The sequence below is a fragment of the Flavobacterium sp. ACN6 genome, assembly GCF_002304005.1.
Taxonomy (GTDB): domain Bacteria; phylum Bacteroidota; class Bacteroidia; order Flavobacteriales; family Flavobacteriaceae; genus Flavobacterium.
Map to the genome: position 1 here is coordinate 117,361 of NZ_MRCQ01000003.1, position 18,375 is coordinate 135,735.

Annotated in this window: 16 protein-coding genes and 1 tRNA gene; 11 read left to right on the forward strand and 6 right to left on the reverse strand. The window is 31.8% G+C overall.

All coding sequences use genetic code 11. From position 1 onward, the window contains the following. Positions 1-12: 12 nt before the first annotated feature. From BSF42_RS05860 to BSF42_RS05875, 4 genes are all read left to right on the forward strand, one after another. Entirely contained in the window at positions 13-1,908 is a 1,896-nt protein-coding gene (locus BSF42_RS05860; protein WP_095952180.1) for an ATP-dependent DNA helicase RecQ, read from the forward strand. After that, the gene (gene fmt / locus BSF42_RS05865; RefSeq protein WP_095952181.1) at positions 1,908-2,855 is read left to right on the forward strand and encodes a methionyl-tRNA formyltransferase; all 948 of its coding nucleotides are present in this window, start codon (positions 1,908-1,910) and stop codon (positions 2,853-2,855) included. The genes BSF42_RS05860 and fmt overlap by 1 nt, the downstream gene beginning before the upstream one ends. 180 nt (positions 2,856-3,035) lie before the next feature. Then, positions 3,036-3,308, forward strand: a complete 273-nt coding sequence (locus tag BSF42_RS05870) for an HU family DNA-binding protein (RefSeq protein ID WP_095952182.1) — start codon at positions 3,036-3,038, stop codon at positions 3,306-3,308. 128 nt (positions 3,309-3,436) lie between these two features. Next, positions 3,437-3,997 (forward strand): YqgE/AlgH family protein, encoded by a 561-nt coding sequence (locus BSF42_RS05875; RefSeq protein WP_095952431.1) that lies wholly within the window; start codon positions 3,437-3,439, stop codon positions 3,995-3,997. On the opposite strand, the gene BSF42_RS05880 is transcribed toward BSF42_RS05875, so the two are convergent. Together BSF42_RS05880 and BSF42_RS05885 are read right to left on the reverse strand one after the other, a co-directional pair. After that, a complete protein-coding gene (locus BSF42_RS05880; RefSeq protein ID WP_095952183.1) occupies positions 3,994-4,833 on the reverse strand; it encodes an aminotransferase class IV in 840 nt (279 codons plus the stop codon). The genes BSF42_RS05875 and BSF42_RS05880 overlap by 4 nt on opposite strands. A 54-nt stretch (positions 4,834-4,887) precedes the next feature. Further along, complete coding sequence (locus BSF42_RS05885; RefSeq protein WP_095952184.1) at positions 4,888-5,280, reverse strand: START-like domain-containing protein; 393 nt, start codon at positions 5,278-5,280, stop codon at positions 4,888-4,890. 149 nt (positions 5,281-5,429) lie between these two features. Here BSF42_RS05885 and BSF42_RS05890 point away from each other — a divergent pair. Further along, positions 5,430-5,503, forward strand: a tRNA-Met gene (locus BSF42_RS05890). A gap of 150 nt (positions 5,504-5,653) precedes the next feature. On the opposite strand, the gene BSF42_RS05895 is transcribed toward BSF42_RS05890, so the two are convergent. Then, on the reverse strand, positions 5,654-6,136 hold the full coding sequence (locus BSF42_RS05895) for a hypothetical protein (protein WP_095952185.1): 483 nt from the start codon (positions 6,134-6,136) through the stop codon (positions 5,654-5,656). 342 nt (positions 6,137-6,478) lie between these two features. On the opposite strand from BSF42_RS05895, the gene BSF42_RS05900 reads away from it, so the two are divergent. Beyond that, entirely contained in the window at positions 6,479-6,736 is a 258-nt protein-coding gene (locus tag BSF42_RS05900) for a hypothetical protein (protein WP_095952186.1), read from the forward strand. Positions 6,737-6,832: 96 nt separating this feature from the next. Here BSF42_RS05900 and BSF42_RS05905 read toward each other — a convergent pair whose 3' ends face one another. Both BSF42_RS05905 and BSF42_RS05910 read right to left on the reverse strand, forming a co-directional pair. Then, positions 6,833-9,856, reverse strand: coding sequence for a hypothetical protein (locus BSF42_RS05905; RefSeq protein ID WP_141248433.1), 3,024 nt, complete (start codon positions 9,854-9,856; stop codon positions 6,833-6,835). 207 nt (positions 9,857-10,063) lie between these two features. Next, on the reverse strand, positions 10,064-10,480 hold the full coding sequence (locus BSF42_RS05910; RefSeq protein WP_095952188.1) for a hypothetical protein: 417 nt from the start codon (positions 10,478-10,480) through the stop codon (positions 10,064-10,066). A gap of 323 nt (positions 10,481-10,803) precedes the next feature. Here BSF42_RS05910 and BSF42_RS05915 point away from each other — a divergent pair, with 323 nt between their 5' ends. The 5 genes from BSF42_RS05915 (at position 10,804) to BSF42_RS05935 (ending at position 15,999) form a co-directional block, all read left to right on the forward strand. Continuing rightward, positions 10,804-11,328, forward strand: a complete 525-nt coding sequence (locus BSF42_RS05915) for an RNA polymerase sigma factor (RefSeq protein WP_095952189.1) — start codon at positions 10,804-10,806, stop codon at positions 11,326-11,328. Between the two features lie 46 nt (positions 11,329-11,374). Then, entirely contained in the window at positions 11,375-11,584 is a 210-nt protein-coding gene (locus BSF42_RS05920) for a hypothetical protein (protein WP_057117728.1), read from the forward strand. A gap of 11 nt (positions 11,585-11,595) precedes the next feature. Next, a complete protein-coding gene (locus BSF42_RS05925) occupies positions 11,596-12,438 on the forward strand; it encodes a FecR family protein (protein ID WP_095952432.1) in 843 nt (280 codons plus the stop codon). A 98-nt stretch (positions 12,439-12,536) separates the two neighbouring features. Then, entirely contained in the window at positions 12,537-15,155 is a 2,619-nt protein-coding gene (locus BSF42_RS05930) for a carboxypeptidase-like regulatory domain-containing protein (RefSeq protein WP_095952190.1), read from the forward strand. Positions 15,156-15,159: 4 nt separating this feature from the next. After that, complete coding sequence (locus BSF42_RS05935; RefSeq protein ID WP_253250994.1) at positions 15,160-15,999, forward strand: DUF4249 domain-containing protein; 840 nt, start codon at positions 15,160-15,162, stop codon at positions 15,997-15,999. A 283-nt stretch (positions 16,000-16,282) separates the two neighbouring features. Here BSF42_RS05935 and BSF42_RS05940 read toward each other — a convergent pair whose 3' ends face one another. Continuing rightward, positions 16,283-18,085 (reverse strand): glycoside hydrolase family 2 protein, encoded by a 1,803-nt coding sequence (locus BSF42_RS05940; protein WP_095952192.1) that lies wholly within the window; start codon positions 18,083-18,085, stop codon positions 16,283-16,285. Between the last annotated feature and the right edge of the window lie 290 nt (positions 18,086-18,375).

Genomic DNA, 18,375 nt, shown 5'->3' on the forward strand with positions numbered 1-18,375 from the left:
AAAACTAAAGCAATGCTCGGAGCACAGGATATTCTTCTAAAATACTGGAAACACGACAGTTTTAGACCGTTGCAAAAAGAAATTATTGATTCTGTTCTTGATGGACAGGATACTTTTGCAGTACTTCCGACTGGGGGCGGAAAATCAATTTGTTTTCAGGTGCCCGCGATGATGCAGGAAGGAATTTGTCTGGTAATTTCTCCCTTGATTGCTTTGATGAAAGATCAGGTAATGAATTTGCAGAAAAGAGAAATTAAAGCAATTGCTCTTACAGGTGGTATTCATACGGAAGAAATTATTGATCTTTTGGATAACTGCCAATTTGGGAATTATAAATTTCTTTATCTCTCTCCAGAACGTTTGCAATCCGATTGGATTTTGGAGCGTATCAAAAATCTTCCTATAAATTTAATTGCTATTGATGAAGCGCATTGTGTTTCGCAATGGGGACATGATTTTAGGCCTGCATATCTTAAAATCTCTGAACTAAAGAAATTTTTTCCAAAGATTCCATTTTTAGCTTTGACAGCGACAGCAACTCCAAGGGTTATTGAAGATATTAGAACGCAATTGGAATTAAAAAATCCGAAACATTTTCAGCAGTCGTTTGAGCGAAAAAATATCGCTTATATGGTTTTTGAAGTGGAAGATAAACTATATCGTACGGAACAAATTCTTAAAAAAAATCCGCAACCTTCTATTATATATGTTCGAAATCGTAAGTCTTGTCTAAACATTTCTTCGCAGTTACAGTCTTTAGGTTTTTCAGCAACATATTATCACGGCGGACTTTCGGCAAAAGAAAAAGACAAAAACATGCAGTTGTGGATGTCAGAACAAGCGCAGGTTATTGTGGCTACGAATGCTTTTGGAATGGGAATTGACAAAGACAATGTTAAAACGGTTATTCATACCCAGCTTCCAGAAAATCTTGAAAATTACTATCAGGAATCTGGAAGAGCGGGACGAAATGGCGAAAAGGCTTTTTCGGTTTTGCTCTACAATAATTCTGATGCAACACAAACCGAACAGCAGTTTTTAAGTATTCTTCCTGACAAGAAGTTTCTAAAAACGATGTACATCAAACTTTGCAACTATTTTCAAATTGCTTATGGAGAAGGTTTGGATGATTCTTTTTCGTTTAAACTGAATCATTTTTGCAACAAATACGACTTCCCTACTCTAAAAACTTATAATGCTTTGCAGTTTTTGAGTCAGCAGGGAATTATTACAATGTCTCAGGAATTCTCAGAAAAAATTAGCATTCAGTTTTTGCTCGAATCTAGGGAAGTAATTCGATATATGAGTTTGAATCCGAATGATGAAGAAATTATTTTAGCAATTCTAAGAACTTATCCTGGAGTTTATGAGGTAAAAGCAAATCTTAATCTAGGGTTGATTGCAAAAAAATCAAATCATTCTGAAGAACAGGTTACCGCGCTTTTAGAAAAATTACAGGAAAAAGAAATTATAGAATACAAGTCTAAAAATAACGACGCTACTATATTATTTAACGAAGTCCGCGAAGACGATCATACCATAAATAGGGTTTCGAAATATTTAGAAAAACAAAATCAAATTAAACAAGAACAGCTTTTATCTGTTTTACATTATATAAAAGACGCTAAAACTTGTAAAAACAGATTAGTCTTAGCTTATTTTGGTGAAGAAACCACCGAAAACTGCGGTATTTGTTCGTACTGTATTACACAAAAAGGAAAAATAACAGAAGCTGATTCGATTGCTGACAAGATTTTATCTTTGCTCAAAACTGCGTCTTTGACTTCGAGAGAAATTGAGAACCAAATAAAAATGGATACTAAAGACATTATTTCGGTTCTTCAGGAATTGCTCGAAAATAATCATATTACCATACAAGCGAATAATAAATACACTTTAAAATTATAATGGAGAAATTGAGAATTATATTTATGGGAACGCCAGAATTTGCTGTAGGCATTTTGGACACCATTATTAAAAATAACTATGAAGTTGTCGGCGTGATTACTGCTGCAGACAAACCAGCAGGACGCGGACAAAAAATAAAATATTCAGCTGTAAAAGAATATGCACTAGCTAATAATCTTACTTTATTACAGCCTACCAATTTAAAAGACGAGAATTTTCTAGCCGAACTAAAAGCTTTAAATGCCAATTTACAAATAGTAGTTGCTTTTAGAATGTTACCAAAAGTAGTTTGGGAAATGCCAAGTTTAGGAACTTTTAATCTTCATGCATCTTTGCTTCCAAATTATCGCGGCGCCGCTCCTATAAACTGGGCAATTATTAATGGAGAAACCAAAACTGGAGTTACAACATTCTTTATTGATGATAAAATTGATACTGGTGCTATGATTTTAAATTCTGAAATCGCAATTGAACCGGAAGAAACTGCTGGACAATTACACGATCGATTGATGAATTTAGGAAGCACGACCGTAATTGATACTTTAAAAGTTATTGAAAACGGAAATGTTACAACAACTATTCAAGAAGATAACTCCGATATCAAAACTGCTTATAAATTAAATAAGGAAAATTGCAAAATCGACTGGACAAAATCTGGAGAAGAAATCAATAATCTAATTCGAGGTTTAAGTCCTTATCCAGCTTCTTGGTGTTTTTTAAAGGATCAGAATGATGAACTAAATATTAAAATATATGAGGCAAAATTGATTTCAGAACCCCATTCTTATGAAGTTGGAAAAGTAATTAGTTCAAAAAAAGAAATCAAGATTGCAATAAAAGAGGGCTTTATTCAGTTATTAAGTCTACAATTTCCAGGAAAAAAGAGAATGCTTGCTTCTGAATTATTAAATGGGGTAAGCTTTTCAGATGTTGCAAAAGTGTATTAAGGTCAGTAAAACAGGGGTTTGTACTTGTTTTGAATCGATGAATAACACTGTTTATGAACAAAAAAAGCAAGTTATCAACAATTTTTACTAAAATTAAAGAAAACACTTGCACGCAACGGATTTCCTACTAAATTTGTGTATTAACAATTTTTTTTAACCAACAATTAATAACTAATTATTATGAACAAATCAGAATTAATCGATGCTATCGCTGCTGATGCAGGAATTACAAAAGCTGCGGCGAAATTAGCTTTAGAGTCTTTTTTAGGTAATGTAGGAACTACTTTGAAAAAAGGTGGAAGAGTTTCATTAGTAGGTTTCGGATCATGGTCAGTATCTGCTAGAGCTGCTAGAGACGGTAGAAACCCTCAAACAGGAAAAACAATCAAAATCGCAGCTAAGAATGTTGTAAAATTCAAAGCTGGAGCTGAATTAGAAGGTGCAGTGAACTAAGTAAGAAAGTTCTCTAAACTTATAATATAATCAAAACCTTCCTCATGGAAGGTTTTTTTATGCGGTTTAACGATTTTTTTTGTGATTTTAATTTTTTTATGATTAAATTTAATAAAAATTGTAACCGTATGATTTCAGAAAAATTAAAAAAAGGACACCTGCTTATTGCCGAGCCTTCAATAATTGGAGATTTATCATTTAACAGATCGGTAATTTTATTAGCAGACCATAACAAAGAAGGATCAATAGGTTTTATCATTAATAAGCCATTAAAATATACTATTAATGATTTAATTCCTGAGATTGAAGCCAATTTCAAGATATATAACGGAGGCCCTGTAGAACAAGACAACCTATATTTCATTCACAATATTCCAGAATTAATCCCAAATAGTGTGGAGATTTCTAATGGAATTTATTGGGGAGGCGATTTTGAATCAACCAAGGACTTAATAAACGACGGATCTATTAACAAAAATAATATTCGTTTTTTCTTAGGTTATACTGGCTGGGACGAAAATCAGCTTGAAAGTGAGATGCAGGGAAACTCTTGGATTATTGCCGATAATAATTATAAAAATAAAATTATCGGAAAATCTACCACCCACTTTTGGAAAGAGCAGATCATTGAACTTGGAGGCGATTACCTTATATGGTCTAATGCACCAGAAAATCCATATCTGAATTAATTTTCAGAAATGGATTCATTCAATTTCTGCACTAATAAATGCGCCAGATTAGTTGTAAACTCCTTTTTTCGATATTTAGTTATCGGCTGTATTCCCATGATTACATTTGTCAGGAATAATTCATCTGCTTTTTGAAGATCGAAAGGTGAAATTATCTCCTCTGAAATTTCTATGCCTTCTATTTTCTTCGCTAATGCTAAAATTTGCTTGCGCATGATTCCGTTCAAGGCTCCTTCTGAAACTGGCGGTGTAACTAGTTTATTTCCTGTTACCATAAAAATATTCCCCTGAAGTGCTTCTACTACATTTTTGCTGTCATTTAGCAAAATACAATTAGCAAGATCATTTTCATGAGCATAAATACTTCCTGTGATATGAATCATCTTATTAGTCGTTTTAAGAGACGATAATAATTGTTTTGTCACATAGAAATCTTTATATAAATCTACTTCGTATTCGTTTGAATTTAAAGCATAAGAAGTATTTTCCAAAGCAGATGCTTTGATTAAAAATGAAATTTCGTTTGTTTTAGGAAGATATAATCCACCATCATTTCTAAAAACGGTAATTCTAGCTCTAGCCGAAGAAGATATTCCTTGTTCTTTTACCAAATTAAGGATTTGCTCTTCGAAATATTCCATTGTAAAATTCATTGGAATCATCATTCTAACTACCCGCATAGAAGCCATTAATCTAAAATAATGATCTTCAAGGAACAAAATTTTTCCGCTGACAATTTTTACTGTTTCAAAAACACCGTCTCCATATAGGAAAGCGCGGTTCTGAGTTAATATATTACTATCTTCCTGCGCTATATTTCCGTTAAAATTAATCATAAAAAAACCCTGAATTTTGTTCAGGGCAAATATAAGGTATAAAATAGAATTTTACTAAACAGAGCCTATAAGATGTTTTAGGTCTGAGATTTGATTCTCCCACAATTGTTTAGCTTCACCTATTTCTTCTTTATCGGCAAAATCAACTACCATAAGCGATACATCTTTAGTCAATTCATCAACTAAAATATGAAGTTCGAAGAAGTATTCAGTATCCTTACTACTGTCATCTACCCATTTAAATTTTACTTTTTCTCCAGTTTTTTTTGAAGCCAAGCGTGCTTTTTCCTGCGAATCGTTCCAGATGAAAGTAAAAAATTCACCTCTTGAATTAACATTGTCAGCAAACCATTCTGATAAACCTGACGGAGTTGATATATATTGATACAATAATTGCGGCGAAGAATTGATCGGAAACTCGATTTCGTAACGTATTTTTGAATCCATGTGCTACTTTTAATTTTTTCGAAATATAAGAATATATGTCCAAAAACAATGCATAATTAAAAATATTTTTTTTTCTTCATTTTATACTTGTACGCTTTAATATTATTTCTATCTTTGCACCCGCAATCAGGAATAATGATAGCAGTCCAGGCGAGGTAGCTCAGTTGGTTAGAGCGCAGGATTCATAACCCTGAGGTCACGGGTTCAACTCCCGTCCTCGCTACAAGTATAAAAAACACCACTTTTTCAAGTGGTGTTTTTTTTGTTTAAATATTTGATTTTATGGAAGAATTTATTGTCGATATTCTTTATTTTGAAAGATTTAATAAAAACTACACAGGATTTAATTCTAAATGATTTATTATAATTTTTTTTATTTTACTATCTTAAAATAGCACTCTTCAACACCATAATCTAATTGCCAAACCAGTTTATTGTTATACCAAATCTTTTTGGGTCTGTAAAGATTATAAGATTTTTCAAAAGTTGATTGAATAGTATCTTTCTGACTTTCATCCCACTGAAGATATATTGTTGTTTTTTCTGATTTATCATAATCATTCAAAAGCATTTTTATTCTATATTCATTCTCACGTTTGACAATTCTTAGTACGCTAGTACTTTCAACGTTTAAATTATGAAATTCTTGATTAACACCATTTATTACATAAAACAATCGTATTTTGGAAATATCTAAATGATTTGGGTTATTCGGATTCAATAAGTCTTCGTTCTGATCATTAAAAATTGATAATTCAGCACTAATATCATAGGTAAGCCCTAAAACATCTTTTTCATCTTTACTGTCACAGGCGCACAAAGTAATTACCGTTAAGAACATTAATATTTTTTTCATATGGCTATGGTTTTATATTATAGAATTAATAATAATGCGTTAATTTTTCTTTTTTTCATAATTGTTAAATATTAAAAGCAAAAAACAAATATATAAGAAAAAAGCTACCAATTATATAATTTGTAGTCTTTTATTTATATTTTTCTATAATGTTTAAGTTTTTCTTAATAATACAGTTAGGAATGAGGTTCATGTTCTCTTTCTCATAGGAAACAAAAGACCACTTAATTGAAGTGCTCTTTTGTTTCCTATGAGACTTTTGTAATTATACTAAATTTGTGGTTTTTCTATACAACCGTAATTAAAAATACTATTTTTGCAAAGAAGTAATTAAAACACATAATGGATATAGTTAAATTTAAAATCACATCAAAAACGATAAAAGTAGAAGTACGTAATTCGAATAATTATGTTTTTAATTTTAATACGGCTTTAGACATTGCAAAAGAAGACAAAGATGTTTTATTAAAACTATATCATGCATTAGATCTTCTTTTTAAGAAAGAAAATACTGGCGAGGTAAAAAACTATATTTCACCAAATCAAACTAATATTTTGGATCAAATCTCTGCGGTTGAAGATTCAGGCGAAGAAAAATAACTCAATTACTATTTAAAAAAGTGATAGGTTAAATAAAAGAAGCCACAAATTCGTTCATTTGAATTTGTGGCTTTTCCGTTTTATGCAATTCAACTTTTAATCAAATCGTTCCTTGTATTTTTTAAATAAAGTATTCATTACTAAAAGCACTACTCCTACGCCTAATAAAACTAATGCTCTAATTAAGAAATCGGCATTTGATAAATCAAAAAACATTAGTCTAATAACACAAATTCCTACTAAAGAAAGCGAGACATAGCGGAAATACTTTTCTTTCAGAATAATTCCGAGTATCAGCAATCCTAAAGATTCTAAAATCCAGAAGAATGTTAAGATTCCTTTGTCGAATGAAAGAAATAGAAATAATCCAATACTGAAAGTCGCCGGGTAAATTATAATACTATTTTTAAACTTGAAGTCTTCAATATATTTATAAACGATAAAAACATACAACGCTAATAAGGCAAATATGATAAGGTACACAAATTCAAATTTAGCTTCGAAATAAGTAAAACTAACAAATGCTAAATGAAAATTAGCCAGCAAATAATAAACAATACTGATTTCTTTTTTGTCGCCAATTTTTTTATAGTAAAGCAATACATTTACGATCGCAGTTGCTGCCCAAAATACGGGTAGCCATTTATGTTCTAATTGTGAAAACATAACTATAGAAAGCCAAACATTTATGACAATCTGGTAATCTATTTTTAATGTTTTAATAAATTCCTTCCTCTTAATTAGAATGACCAAAACGATCAATAAAACAATACTAGAAAGCTGTAACAGCCAATCTGATAAAGTAAAATTGTTTAGTACCCTGATACTATAAAAAACAGAAGTTAAAATTGATAAAAGCCCGATAACCAAAACCGATTCTGAAGCTAAGTTTATTTTTCTGTACAAAATCAAAACAAAATTTAAGATTCCCAAAAGCATAAATAGCGACGCGAGATAAACTATTTCGACTTGGATAAATAATAAAGCAATTATCCATAAGTTTTGAATAACAGGTAAAATTGTGCTAAACATTCTGCCTTCTTCTTTAGGACTTTTTATCTGCATATAACTATACGCAACAGACAATAAAATGCTTATTATTTGTATCACATAAAGTGTTTTCTCACCAACATTGTGCTCTTCTAAAACAGCCAAATAAAGAGTTAGAATTATACTCCCAATTATTAGTGCAAAAGAGTAAATGTTGCAGCGTTTAATTTTTTGAATTCTTTGAAAAATAAAAAAGACAATTAATGCTAAGCTTTCTAAATAAACAGGCATATAATCAATTTGGATACACGAAAAACCAAAAACTAGAGCATTAAAAAGAATAAATTCAGAATGCAGTGTATCAAAATTTCTCCACCCTGAAATAACTTCATTCGATTTATTTCTGATTTTATCAGCAAATAAAAAATAAGTTTCAATAACAGAAAGTCCAACGGCGATTAATCCAATTTCCGGATTACTTAAAAATTGGGCATTGTATAAAAACGCAAAGCTTCCAAATATCGAAAAAGCAAGACAAAAAAGATAAAGCAGAATTTGGTTATCTGTAGTGAGTGTTTTTCTTTTAAATTGTATCCACAGAAATTCGTGATTCAGCAAAGCAATACCAAACCATCCAAAAATCTGAGGGATATTATAAGAAGCTAAATATTTAAACGAAAGCGAAACCAATAAAGCATTTATACCAATAATTCCAATCGTTTTTATGATATTTTCATCTGTATAGAATAATTTCGTAAACCAGTTAAATGATATTACAGAAACAATTCCCAGAGCCAAAACCACATCTAAACTCGATTTTGGCTGTAAAAGCATTAACAGTAATCCTGCGGCAATAGTTGTGTTTAAAAAAATGAACCTTCCTAAATCAAAAGTATTTGTTTTGAATTTGAAACGTAAAAAACACCACAATAAAGCAAGAAACACAAGAGGATAATATAAAGAAAATTCGATAGTATTATACCAGCTTATTAAAAATAAGATTGAAAACAGAACTGAAAAAATTCCGTTTAAACTCAAATCTTTCTTAACAATAAAAGAATCTATTTCTAAAAACTCTTTTTTGACAACGCAAAAAACAGGAACTGCTAATGTCATCACTGTAACAGCAATCAACGCAGCAAAAACATTTGTAATATGAGTCTGCTCTGGAGACGGCATAATGTGCAAAAGAAAAAATAAAAAGACAAACAAACCTAAAACATGATTGATTCCTAAAAATATTTTATGCAATAAAACCTCCCTGCTTTTATAAACGATAAATAAACAAGTGATGACTAAAAAGTACAATCCGCACGAAATAATATCAATACCAACTTTCCAGTCATTAAGCATAATGATACTTAAAGCGAAAAGTATAAACGAAACCATTCCGTCTAAATGATACAACCAAAAAATCTTTTTCTTTCTGGCAAAAAGAGCCGCGAGAAGACATAGAATTCCCGCCGCAAATAAGACAAATATTTTGATTTTGCTTCCGGTTGAATGTAAAATTAGACCTAAAGCAAATAAAATCCAGTTGGTAAGATGCGTCACAAAAGCTATTCGGTCAAAACGCGTATTGGTATAAATGCTTCTGTACTGCATGTACATACAACTTACAGAAACCAGAATAATACCCAATATCGCAAAAATATTTTGAGACGCAGTTAACGCATTTCTACCTTGTGTAAACCAAATATCAAATATTATAAAGGCAGAAATAACAATCATTAAATGATATTCCCATTTCTCTTTATAGGATAAAATGATTCCCGCCGCAGCCGTTAAAGACGCTAATAAAAATGTTATTAAGAGTTTCTCTGGAATTACACATAAAATTAAAATACTTAAAATGACATGAAGCGATAAAAAAGTCTGCTGTCTTATAATATATCCTACAAACAAATTGATTGCAATTCCAAGTCCGATGAGTGAATATGCCAGTGGAATATTATCTATAAAGGTGAGCGCTGGAATCTGCGAAGCACCAAAACATCCAAACAAAAATAAGCTTGCTCCAGCACTGCGAAGCCAAAGTCCTGTTTTAAACCACTTTTCTTTTTTCTTCAAAAAGAAATAAGAACCGGCTAAAACTCCTGCATAAAGCCAAAGAATTAAAATTCGGAACATTGGGGAAACTTTCAATGCTGTATAAATGCTCAGATAACCAATTCCTAAAACCATTATTGCGGTTCCTAAAATTCCAGTCCAATTTTCAATAAATTGTTGTTCCAGTTTTTTTATTAAAATTGAAAAAGCACTTTCTACGAATATCTCTTCTTCATATTGAGGTTCTTTTGGTTCTTCAAATTGGTAAACTGTATGTGTTTCAGGATTTTATACAGGTTTTGTAGTTTGTTTTTCTTCAGCAATTTGATTGGCATCGAAAACAGGAATAACTTGTGAATCGAAACTGAACACAGGTTTCTCTACAACTTCGTCATTAATTGTATTTTCATTTTGAAGAGTATCTTCAAAAGTATTAACTGGATCCGGAATAATTGGAGGAGAAACTTCTGCAGCTGGATCAGGGATTATCGCTGCTTCATCAATTTTTGGAGGTAAAACAGCAGCAAAATCAGGTTTTGTAATTTGCTTTTTAATTTCCTCTAATTCCTTTTTCAAATACTTATAATCGTCCTTGATATTTTGGTAGAGAGAGTCTAACAATTCATTTTCTCTCTTTAATTTGGAAAAATTATTAAACAAAATAATAACGCATGCAATTAATATAATAAGAATAAAGTTCTCCATAGTTTAATTTTTGAGTCGGTAAATGTAAGAATTTACATTTAATTTTGCTTTTGCAAATTTGTTTCTAAAATAGAATACATTTTTGGAAGTTAGGCGGTAAATCAAAATTACTTTTGAAATAAAATATTCAACATCAATTATCAAAACAAAAAACATCCATTTTCTTGTAACATTTTCCAATAACAGCGTCAAAATATAAAATTAAATTACAGTTCTTTGTTACTTATTACATTCATCTTTTAAAATCAATCTTTTTTTGAATGCAATAAATGTTAAGACCAATGAGTTTTGATTAGTTAAAAACTAGTCGCGATATTTTCGTTATGGACAATAAAAAGTTTATTATAAGTTTGAAAAAAGGTAATGAAGCGGCCTTCAAAGAGGTTTATTTCAATTACTATGATAAGCTGATAAACATTGCCAGACGATTTAATCTCACCGTACTTACTCCAGAAGATTTTGTTCAGGAAAGCTTTTTGAGACTTTACAACAAAAGAGAATTACTTAATGAAAATGTTTTGTTTGACAAGCAATTGTTTACAATCTGCAAAAACATTATTCTCAATCACGTCAATAGAGAAAATAAAATAGTGCAGCTTGACACTTTTCAAGTTGATATCTTAGACGAAGAGGAATCTGATTCTGGAATTTTTGAAGAAAGACAAGAAAAACTTCAAAACTTCATTAATCAGCTTCCAGAGCAGCAACAAAAAATATTTACTTTACACAAACTGGAAAACCTTAGCTATAAGGAGATTGCAGCAATAACGGATCTTTCTGAAAAGACCATCGCCAATCATATTTACCTCGCCAGTAAATTTATTCGAAAAAAAATCGCAGATCATTAGGAACTTTTCTGTTCTCGTTTGTTATATATAAAAACAAGAACAAAAAATGCACATTGAAGCGTATAAAACAAATGTTAGAACTAAAAAAGATGCCAGCCTAATTGTGGTTCTTTTGCAGTTCATTATTTCTGATTGTATTATATATTTTGATTTCAAAAATCGCGAAAGAATTCTAAGAATCGAAACCAACAGAGACATTAAGGAAATGGTTTATGGTGTTTTTAATAAACAAGGATTTTATTGCCAGAAACTCTAACACCAAAAAAAATGGACAAGGAAAATTTAGACGAAGAGTTTAAAAAGCTTTGGAACGAAACTCCAGCTTCACATTCAGAAAGCACAAAAGGAGCTTCTTGGGAAGAATTCCAAGCAAAAGCTTTTACCAATAAGAAGAAGAAATTTAAACCTTGGCGTTATTATGCAGCGGCATCTGTTTTACTTTTTGTTCTTATCGGAACTGGAATTTATTTTAACAACGAACCGCTGGCTGAAAAAGCTGTTATCGCCGGAAACGTGATTGAAAATACGACTACGAAAATAAAATATGTGGTCTTACCCGATAATTCAAAAGTAGAATTGAGTCCGAATTCTAAAATTTCTTATGGGAAAGATTTTGCCTTAAACAGAAAAATTGAAATGGAAGGTCAGGCTTATTTTAAAGTTAAAAAAGACAAACAGCATCCTTTTCAGGTTTTTTGTAATGAAACCACAACGACTGTTTTAGGAACTTCTTTTATTGTGAAAGAATCTGAAAAAGAAGATGTAACGGTTGAGCTTTATGAAGGAAGTGTTCAAATGAATGTAAAAGGCCAAAATCAAAAATGGATTCTAAAACCTGGTGAGAAATTTACTTATGGAAACCAAACTGCTTCAGTTGCAGAATTCAGCCGATTTATAGATTTTGACAATGAAAAATTAACAGCTGTCGGTATTTATATGGAAGATAATTATGGTTATAAAGTGATTATTCCACAAGAATATTCAAACCAAAAAATCACAATTAGAATCAATAAAAAAGAAGATTTAAAAATAATTGTACAATTAATAGCAGAAATGTATAACCTAAACTTTGAAATAAATGAAGATCTAAAACAGATTACTTTTCAATAGGAAGAAAAAGGATGTAAGCCGCGAAACTACACATCCTCCTTATAATCAGGATAACACGAAGTTATTCCATTTAATAATATTCAAAAATACAAAATTTCATGAAGCATATAATTTCAGCATGCTTTTTTTTATTCAGTTTATGTATGTCTGCTCAGAGCGTTACAGTAACTGTAGATCAAAATGTTACCTTAAAAGAATTCTTCAAGCAAATTGAAAATCAATCGGATTTCAAATTTGCTTTTACAGATCAAATTGATACCAGCAAAAAATATTTTAATCAAAAGAGCACTTTTAAGCAGACCGAAATCAAGAGTCTTATTAATGAATTAAACAAGATTTCCTCTATACAATTTTCGATAGCGGGAAATAATATTTTTGTAAAGCAGAAAGCTCAAACTCAGAAAGCAGCTAAAAAAAAAAGCAGGCTAAAAGGTCAAATCCTTGATGAGGAAAGACAGCCTGTTATTGGTGCCAATATTTTTATTCAAGAATTGGGAACCAGTGCCATAACAGATGAAAATGGAAAATACAGCATCGAAATTCCAAACGGAAGTTATACTGTTTCCATTAGCTACATCGGATTTAAAAATGAAGAAAAACGTATCACCGTAAATGATGATCTTACGCTTAATTTCAAAATAGAATCGGACAGCCAGCAATTGGGAGAAGTTATTGTGATGAACAATAAAGCGGTTGATATCAAAACGACTCAAATGAGCGTGAACCGACTTTCGATGCAGGAAATAAAGAAAATCCCAGTTGCAATGGGAGAACCGGATCCTTTAAAATCTATTTTGACATTGCCTGGAGTTACCAATGCTGGAGAAGCTTCATCGGGTTTTAATGTCCGCGGCGGTGCAGCCGATCAGAATTTGATTCTTTTAGACGGCGCTCCTGTTTATGCAGATTCGCATATGTTTGGATTTTTCTCCATTTTTAATGCAGATATTGTAAACGGTTTAGATTTATATAAAGGCGGTATTCCGTCTAAATTTGGAGGACGTGTTTCTTCTGTTCTGGATGTAACACAGCAGACTGGAGATTTCGAAGAATATAAAGTAAATGGAGGAATCGGAATTATTTCGAGCCGCCTTTTGGTTCAAGGACCAATCCAAAAAGAGAAAAGTTCGTTCATCCTTTCCGGACGTGCTTCGTATGCGCATTTGTTCATGAAACTGGCAGACAATAAAAACTCTGCCATGTTTTATGATTTGAATGCTAAATTCAATTATCGCTTCAACCCAAATAATACTCTTTCTTTTTCTGGTTATTTAGGAAATGATTTATTTGATATTAATGAACGTTTTTCGAGCACATACGGAAGTACAATGGGAATTTTAAGCTGGAAACATAAATTTTCTGATAACTTAAATTCTAATTTATCTGCTTTTTACAGCGATTACAGATTCAATTTGGGACTTTCTACAGAAAATTTCGAATGGGACAGCAGCATTAGCAGTTACGGACTGAAGTATGCTTGGAATTATCAAACTTCAGAAAAATTTAAAATCAATTACGGAATTGATGGCTTGTATTATAATTTTAATCCTGGCGTTGTACAGCCAACAAGTAGTGATTCTCAGTTTAATTACAAACAGCTGGATAAAAAATTTGCGTTAGAAACTTCTGCTTATATCGATTTTGAAAATCAAATTACAGAGAAATTGAATTTCCGTTACGGACTTCGTTACAGTTCGTTTTACCGTTTAGGCGGAGAAGAAATCAGTACTTACGAAAATGGTCAGGCAGTCGTATACAATCCGTTATATAAAATTTATGAAGAAGGAATTCCAACGGGAACCATAAATTATAAAAAGGGACAAGCCATAAGTACTTTCAATAATTTTGAACCGAGAGCCGCTTTATCTTATTCATTTAATGATGATACTTCTATAAAGGCAAGTTATAACAGAATGGCGCAGTATATTCATATTCTATCAAATACACAGTCACCCCTGCCTATGAGTATTTGGACGCCAAGCGGGCCTTTTACTAAACCGCAGCTTTTGGATCAATATGCAATGGGTTATTTTAAAAATTTCAGAGACGGTGATTATTCTTTTGAAGGAGAATTATTTTATAAAAAAGTTCAAAACCGTATTGACTATATTGACGGTGCCGATGTTTTAGCCAACAATAATATCGAACAGGTTATTTTAAATGGTAAAGCCAGATCTTATGGATTGGAATTATTATTTAGAAAAAATACAGGAAATTTTACGGGATGGGTTTCTTATACCTTATCTAGAGCAGAACAAAAAACAGCTGGAAGAACTCCTGAAGAACCAGGAATTGCTAATGGAGATTGGTATTTATCTGGATATGACAAATTGCATAATTTAAGCATTGTAGGAAGTTACGAATTGAATCCGAAATGGTCTTTTAATGGTAATTTTACTTTACAGTCGGGTCAGCCGGTAACGTATGCTAATGGATATTATGAATTTGGAGGAATCAATGTTCCTAATTATTCTTTAAGAAACGAAAACAGACTGCCTCTTTTCCACCATTTGGATGTTGCGGCAACTTACACTCCAAAACCAGACAAAAAGAAAGGATGGCAAAGCTATTGGGTATTCAGCCTTTATAATGTTTACAACAGAAAAAATGCTGCTTCTATGAGTTTTACCACTAATGATGATACGGGAGCTAATGAAACGAGAAGACTTTCTATTTTCGGAATTGTACCTGGAGTTTCTTATAATTTTAAATTTTAATGCTATGAATAAATTGAAAAAATATAGAGTAATGAATAAAGCATTGGCATTACTAACTCTTTTGCTGGCATTGTCTTTTACTTCTTGTGAAGATGTTGTAAATCTTGATTTGGAAACTGGCGAAACAAGATTAGTAATTGATGCTGAAATTATCTGGAAAAAAGGAACTACTGGAAACGAACAAACTATAAAAATCAGTAAAACTGCTCCTTATTATAACGAGACAACGCCAAAAGTTTCGGGCGCGCAGGTACGTGTTGAAAATAGCAATGGTGACGTTTTTACTTTTACAGAAACGGAAGCGGGAGTTTATAAATGCAACAATTTTGTTCCAGTAATCGACATGGACTATAAATTATTTGTTGAAGCCGAGGGACAAAGTTTTACAGCTGCAGAAAAATTAACGTCTGTAACTCCAATTACTAAAGTGGAACAAGCCCTCGTTCCCGATTTTGGCGGAGAAGATGTAATCGAGCTGACTTTTTATTATACAGATCCTGCAGATCAAGTTAATTTTTATTTAACCGATTATCAAAGTGAATTTCTAATTTTTCCTGAATATGAAAACACAAATGATGAATTTTATAATGGAAATGAAATCAGTACAAGATTTTCTGATGAAGATATGAAGGCGGGAAATACTGTAAAAATTACACATAGAGGTGTTTCTAAAAACTTTTTCAATTACATGAAATTAATTTTAGAAGCTTCAAGCTCCAATCCTTTTTCTGTTCCTCCTGGAAATATCAGAGGAAATATTATCAATAATAACAACGTAAATAATTACGCAATGGGTTACTTTAGACTTTGCGAAGCGGATCAGGTTGATTATTTGGTGAAGTAATTTTTTATAAAAACAGAGCTTTTCATTTTTTCTACCCAATCATCATTCCATAGGAATGTTTCATCGGTAGAAAAAAAAATAACAACCCAATAAATTACGTTCCGTAGGAATGTCTGATCGGATTTAAAAAAATCATATCAACACGAAACGTTCCTTCGGAACGTAAAATAATGATGATTATCTAATTTTTCTACCGATGAGATTTTCCTACGGAACATATTAAAAAACCCTCAAAAATCAGTTTTTGATTTTGAGGGTTTTTTCACTTTATTTAACTACTAACTTATTTATATTCCTCTTCTTTCTCCGCATACCAACCCTTCATTACATAAAAAGCTTTCTTTTTAATTCCTTGATCTGAAATTAAACCTTTGCGATTAAAGAAATCCTGAATGTTTGGCAATTGTCTTCTCGGCGATCTAAAGTCTACTAAAATCCAAGGAGAAACTCCTGCTAAACCTTCGATACGATTAAACATCTGCGTGTTTTGAATGTATAATTCTTCCTGATATTCTTCGTTCCAGCGTTCTTTTTTGTCGCCGTGTAAACCTTGTAATGCCTCGCCGCCAAACTCGCTCACAATAACAGGTTTGTTATACGGAATCACCCATTTCATGTCTTTACAAGATTCATTCGTTCCTCGGTACCAGCCTAAATATTGGTTGAAACTTACAATATCTACATATTCATTCATATTATCATGAAGTGTATTGACATTATTGGCGCTCGAAGTCACTTCCATCGCCATACTGATTAAACGAGAACTGTCTTGTGTTCGGGCGTATTTTGCCAGTTTACTTAAGAAAATATCTCTGTCATCTCCATGCGGTGTTTCATTTGCAATGGACCAAATAACGATTCCACAGCGGTTTTTATCTCTGTAAATCATATCGTGCAATTGACGTTCGGCATTGGCATAAGTATCTGGATTTGCCCACGAAATGGTCCAATATACAGGAACTTCAGACCAAATCATTAATCCCATTTTTTCGGCTTGCTTTACCATGTTTTCGTTATGCGGATAATGTGCCAGACGAACATAATTACAACCCAATTCTTTTGCCCAAGATAATAGAGTAACCGCATCTTCCTCCGACCAAGCTCTGCCAGATCTGAAAGGCGCTTCCTCGTGAATGCTGATACCGCGCAAAAAGACTTTTTTTCCGTTTAACAGAATTTCTTTTCCTTTTGTTTCAATAGTTCTAAAACCAATTTTATCTGAAATATTTTCATCGGCTTTGCTTACCATTACGTCGTATAATTTCGGTTTTTCAGGCGTCCATAAAACGGGATTCGCTTTAATTTCAAAATAAGCCATTCCTTTTGCATCGGTTGTAATATTCTTTTTGATTTTTAATTCTGGAATTGCTATTGAAAGGGTTTGATTTGCCGTTTCGCTGTTCAACTTTACCCAGCCAGAAATTTTTCCTTTTTCTTTTTTATCCAATTGAACCAGATAATCTTCGATATAAGTATTCGGAACTTGAGCCAAAGTAACATCTCTGGTGATTCCGCCGTAATTCCACCAATCCATATTTACCGTTGGTACATTATCTTTATGGCGTTTGTTGTCAACTTTTACTACAACAAAATTATTTCCGTCGACCAATAAATCGGTTACATCAAAATTGAACGGTGTATAACCACCAACATGAGTTCCTGCCAATTTTCCGTTTACATACACTTTTGCATCGTAATTGACTGCTCCAAAATGAAGAATCCCTTTACTTTGAGAATTCTTTTTATAATTGAAGTCTTTCTCAAACCAAACTGTTCCTTCATAAAAAAACAATCTTTGCTCTTTAGAATTCCAATCAGATGGAATATCTATAACTGCTGAGGTTGCGAAATTATATTCACTCAGTTCTGTCGTGTTGAATTTTTTATTTTCGAAAAAGCCATTGTCTTTAAAAGGCTCTAAACGATAATTATAATATCCGTTTTCGAGAGGATCTACAATATATCTCCATTTTCCGTCTAACGTAATATTGTTTCGAGATGAAATATTGGATAGTAAAGGAATTTCCTGCGCCATTGCTTTTCCAAAAAACAGAAAAGTACAGCACAACATGACAATTTTCTTCATAATAAAATCATTTTGGTTTCAATAGTTAATTAGTTTCTCATCAAAAAATGAAAACCATAAAGTTAAAAAGTTTCTTTAAAGCTCTATTAAATCAAACTCATTCATTTCTTTAAAATACCCCATCAAATACTTATCAGTTTAGTATTTATAGAATTTTCTAATTTTAAAATCAGTTTTTTTTGATCTGCGAAATAATTGGCAATTAAGAACGACTGAATTTTATTTGCAAAATGGATTGAGAATTGATTCTACATTTAAGAATAATTTTGACCTAAAAATAGGAGACTCTA

What these genes read in the sequence shown, in the direction of transcription:
- BSF42_RS05860 (WP_095952180.1), top strand. Translation starts at nt 13, where the DNA reads ATGCTCGGAGCACAGGATATTCTTCTAAAATACTGGAAACACGACAGT.
- fmt (WP_095952181.1), top strand. Translation starts at nt 1,908, where the DNA reads ATGGAGAAATTGAGAATTATATTTATGGGAACGCCAGAATTTGCTGTA.
- BSF42_RS05870 (WP_095952182.1), top strand. Translation starts at nt 3,036, where the DNA reads ATGAACAAATCAGAATTAATCGATGCTATCGCTGCTGATGCAGGAATT.
- BSF42_RS05875 (WP_095952431.1), top strand. Translation starts at nt 3,437, where the DNA reads ATGATTTCAGAAAAATTAAAAAAAGGACACCTGCTTATTGCCGAGCCT.
- BSF42_RS05880 (WP_095952183.1), bottom strand. Translation starts at nt 4,833, where the DNA reads ATGATTAATTTTAACGGAAATATAGCGCAGGAAGATAGTAATATATTA.
- BSF42_RS05885 (WP_095952184.1), bottom strand. Translation starts at nt 5,280, where the DNA reads ATGGATTCAAAAATACGTTACGAAATCGAGTTTCCGATCAATTCTTCG.
- BSF42_RS05895 (WP_095952185.1), bottom strand. Translation starts at nt 6,136, where the DNA reads ATGAAAAAAATATTAATGTTCTTAACGGTAATTACTTTGTGCGCCTGT.
- BSF42_RS05900 (WP_095952186.1), top strand. Translation starts at nt 6,479, where the DNA reads ATGGATATAGTTAAATTTAAAATCACATCAAAAACGATAAAAGTAGAA.
- BSF42_RS05905 (WP_141248433.1), bottom strand. Translation starts at nt 9,856, where the DNA reads ATGTTCCGAATTTTAATTCTTTGGCTTTATGCAGGAGTTTTAGCCGGT.
- BSF42_RS05910 (WP_095952188.1), bottom strand. Translation starts at nt 10,480, where the DNA reads ATGGAGAACTTTATTCTTATTATATTAATTGCATGCGTTATTATTTTG.
- BSF42_RS05915 (WP_095952189.1), top strand. Translation starts at nt 10,804, where the DNA reads ATGGACAATAAAAAGTTTATTATAAGTTTGAAAAAAGGTAATGAAGCG.
- BSF42_RS05920 (WP_057117728.1), top strand. Translation starts at nt 11,375, where the DNA reads ATGCACATTGAAGCGTATAAAACAAATGTTAGAACTAAAAAAGATGCC.
- BSF42_RS05925 (WP_095952432.1), top strand. Translation starts at nt 11,596, where the DNA reads ATGGACAAGGAAAATTTAGACGAAGAGTTTAAAAAGCTTTGGAACGAA.
- BSF42_RS05930 (WP_095952190.1), top strand. Translation starts at nt 12,537, where the DNA reads ATGAAGCATATAATTTCAGCATGCTTTTTTTTATTCAGTTTATGTATG.
- BSF42_RS05935 (WP_253250994.1), top strand. Translation starts at nt 15,160, where the DNA reads ATGAATAAATTGAAAAAATATAGAGTAATGAATAAAGCATTGGCATTA.
- BSF42_RS05940 (WP_095952192.1), bottom strand. Translation starts at nt 18,085, where the DNA reads ATGAAGAAAATTGTCATGTTGTGCTGTACTTTTCTGTTTTTTGGAAAA.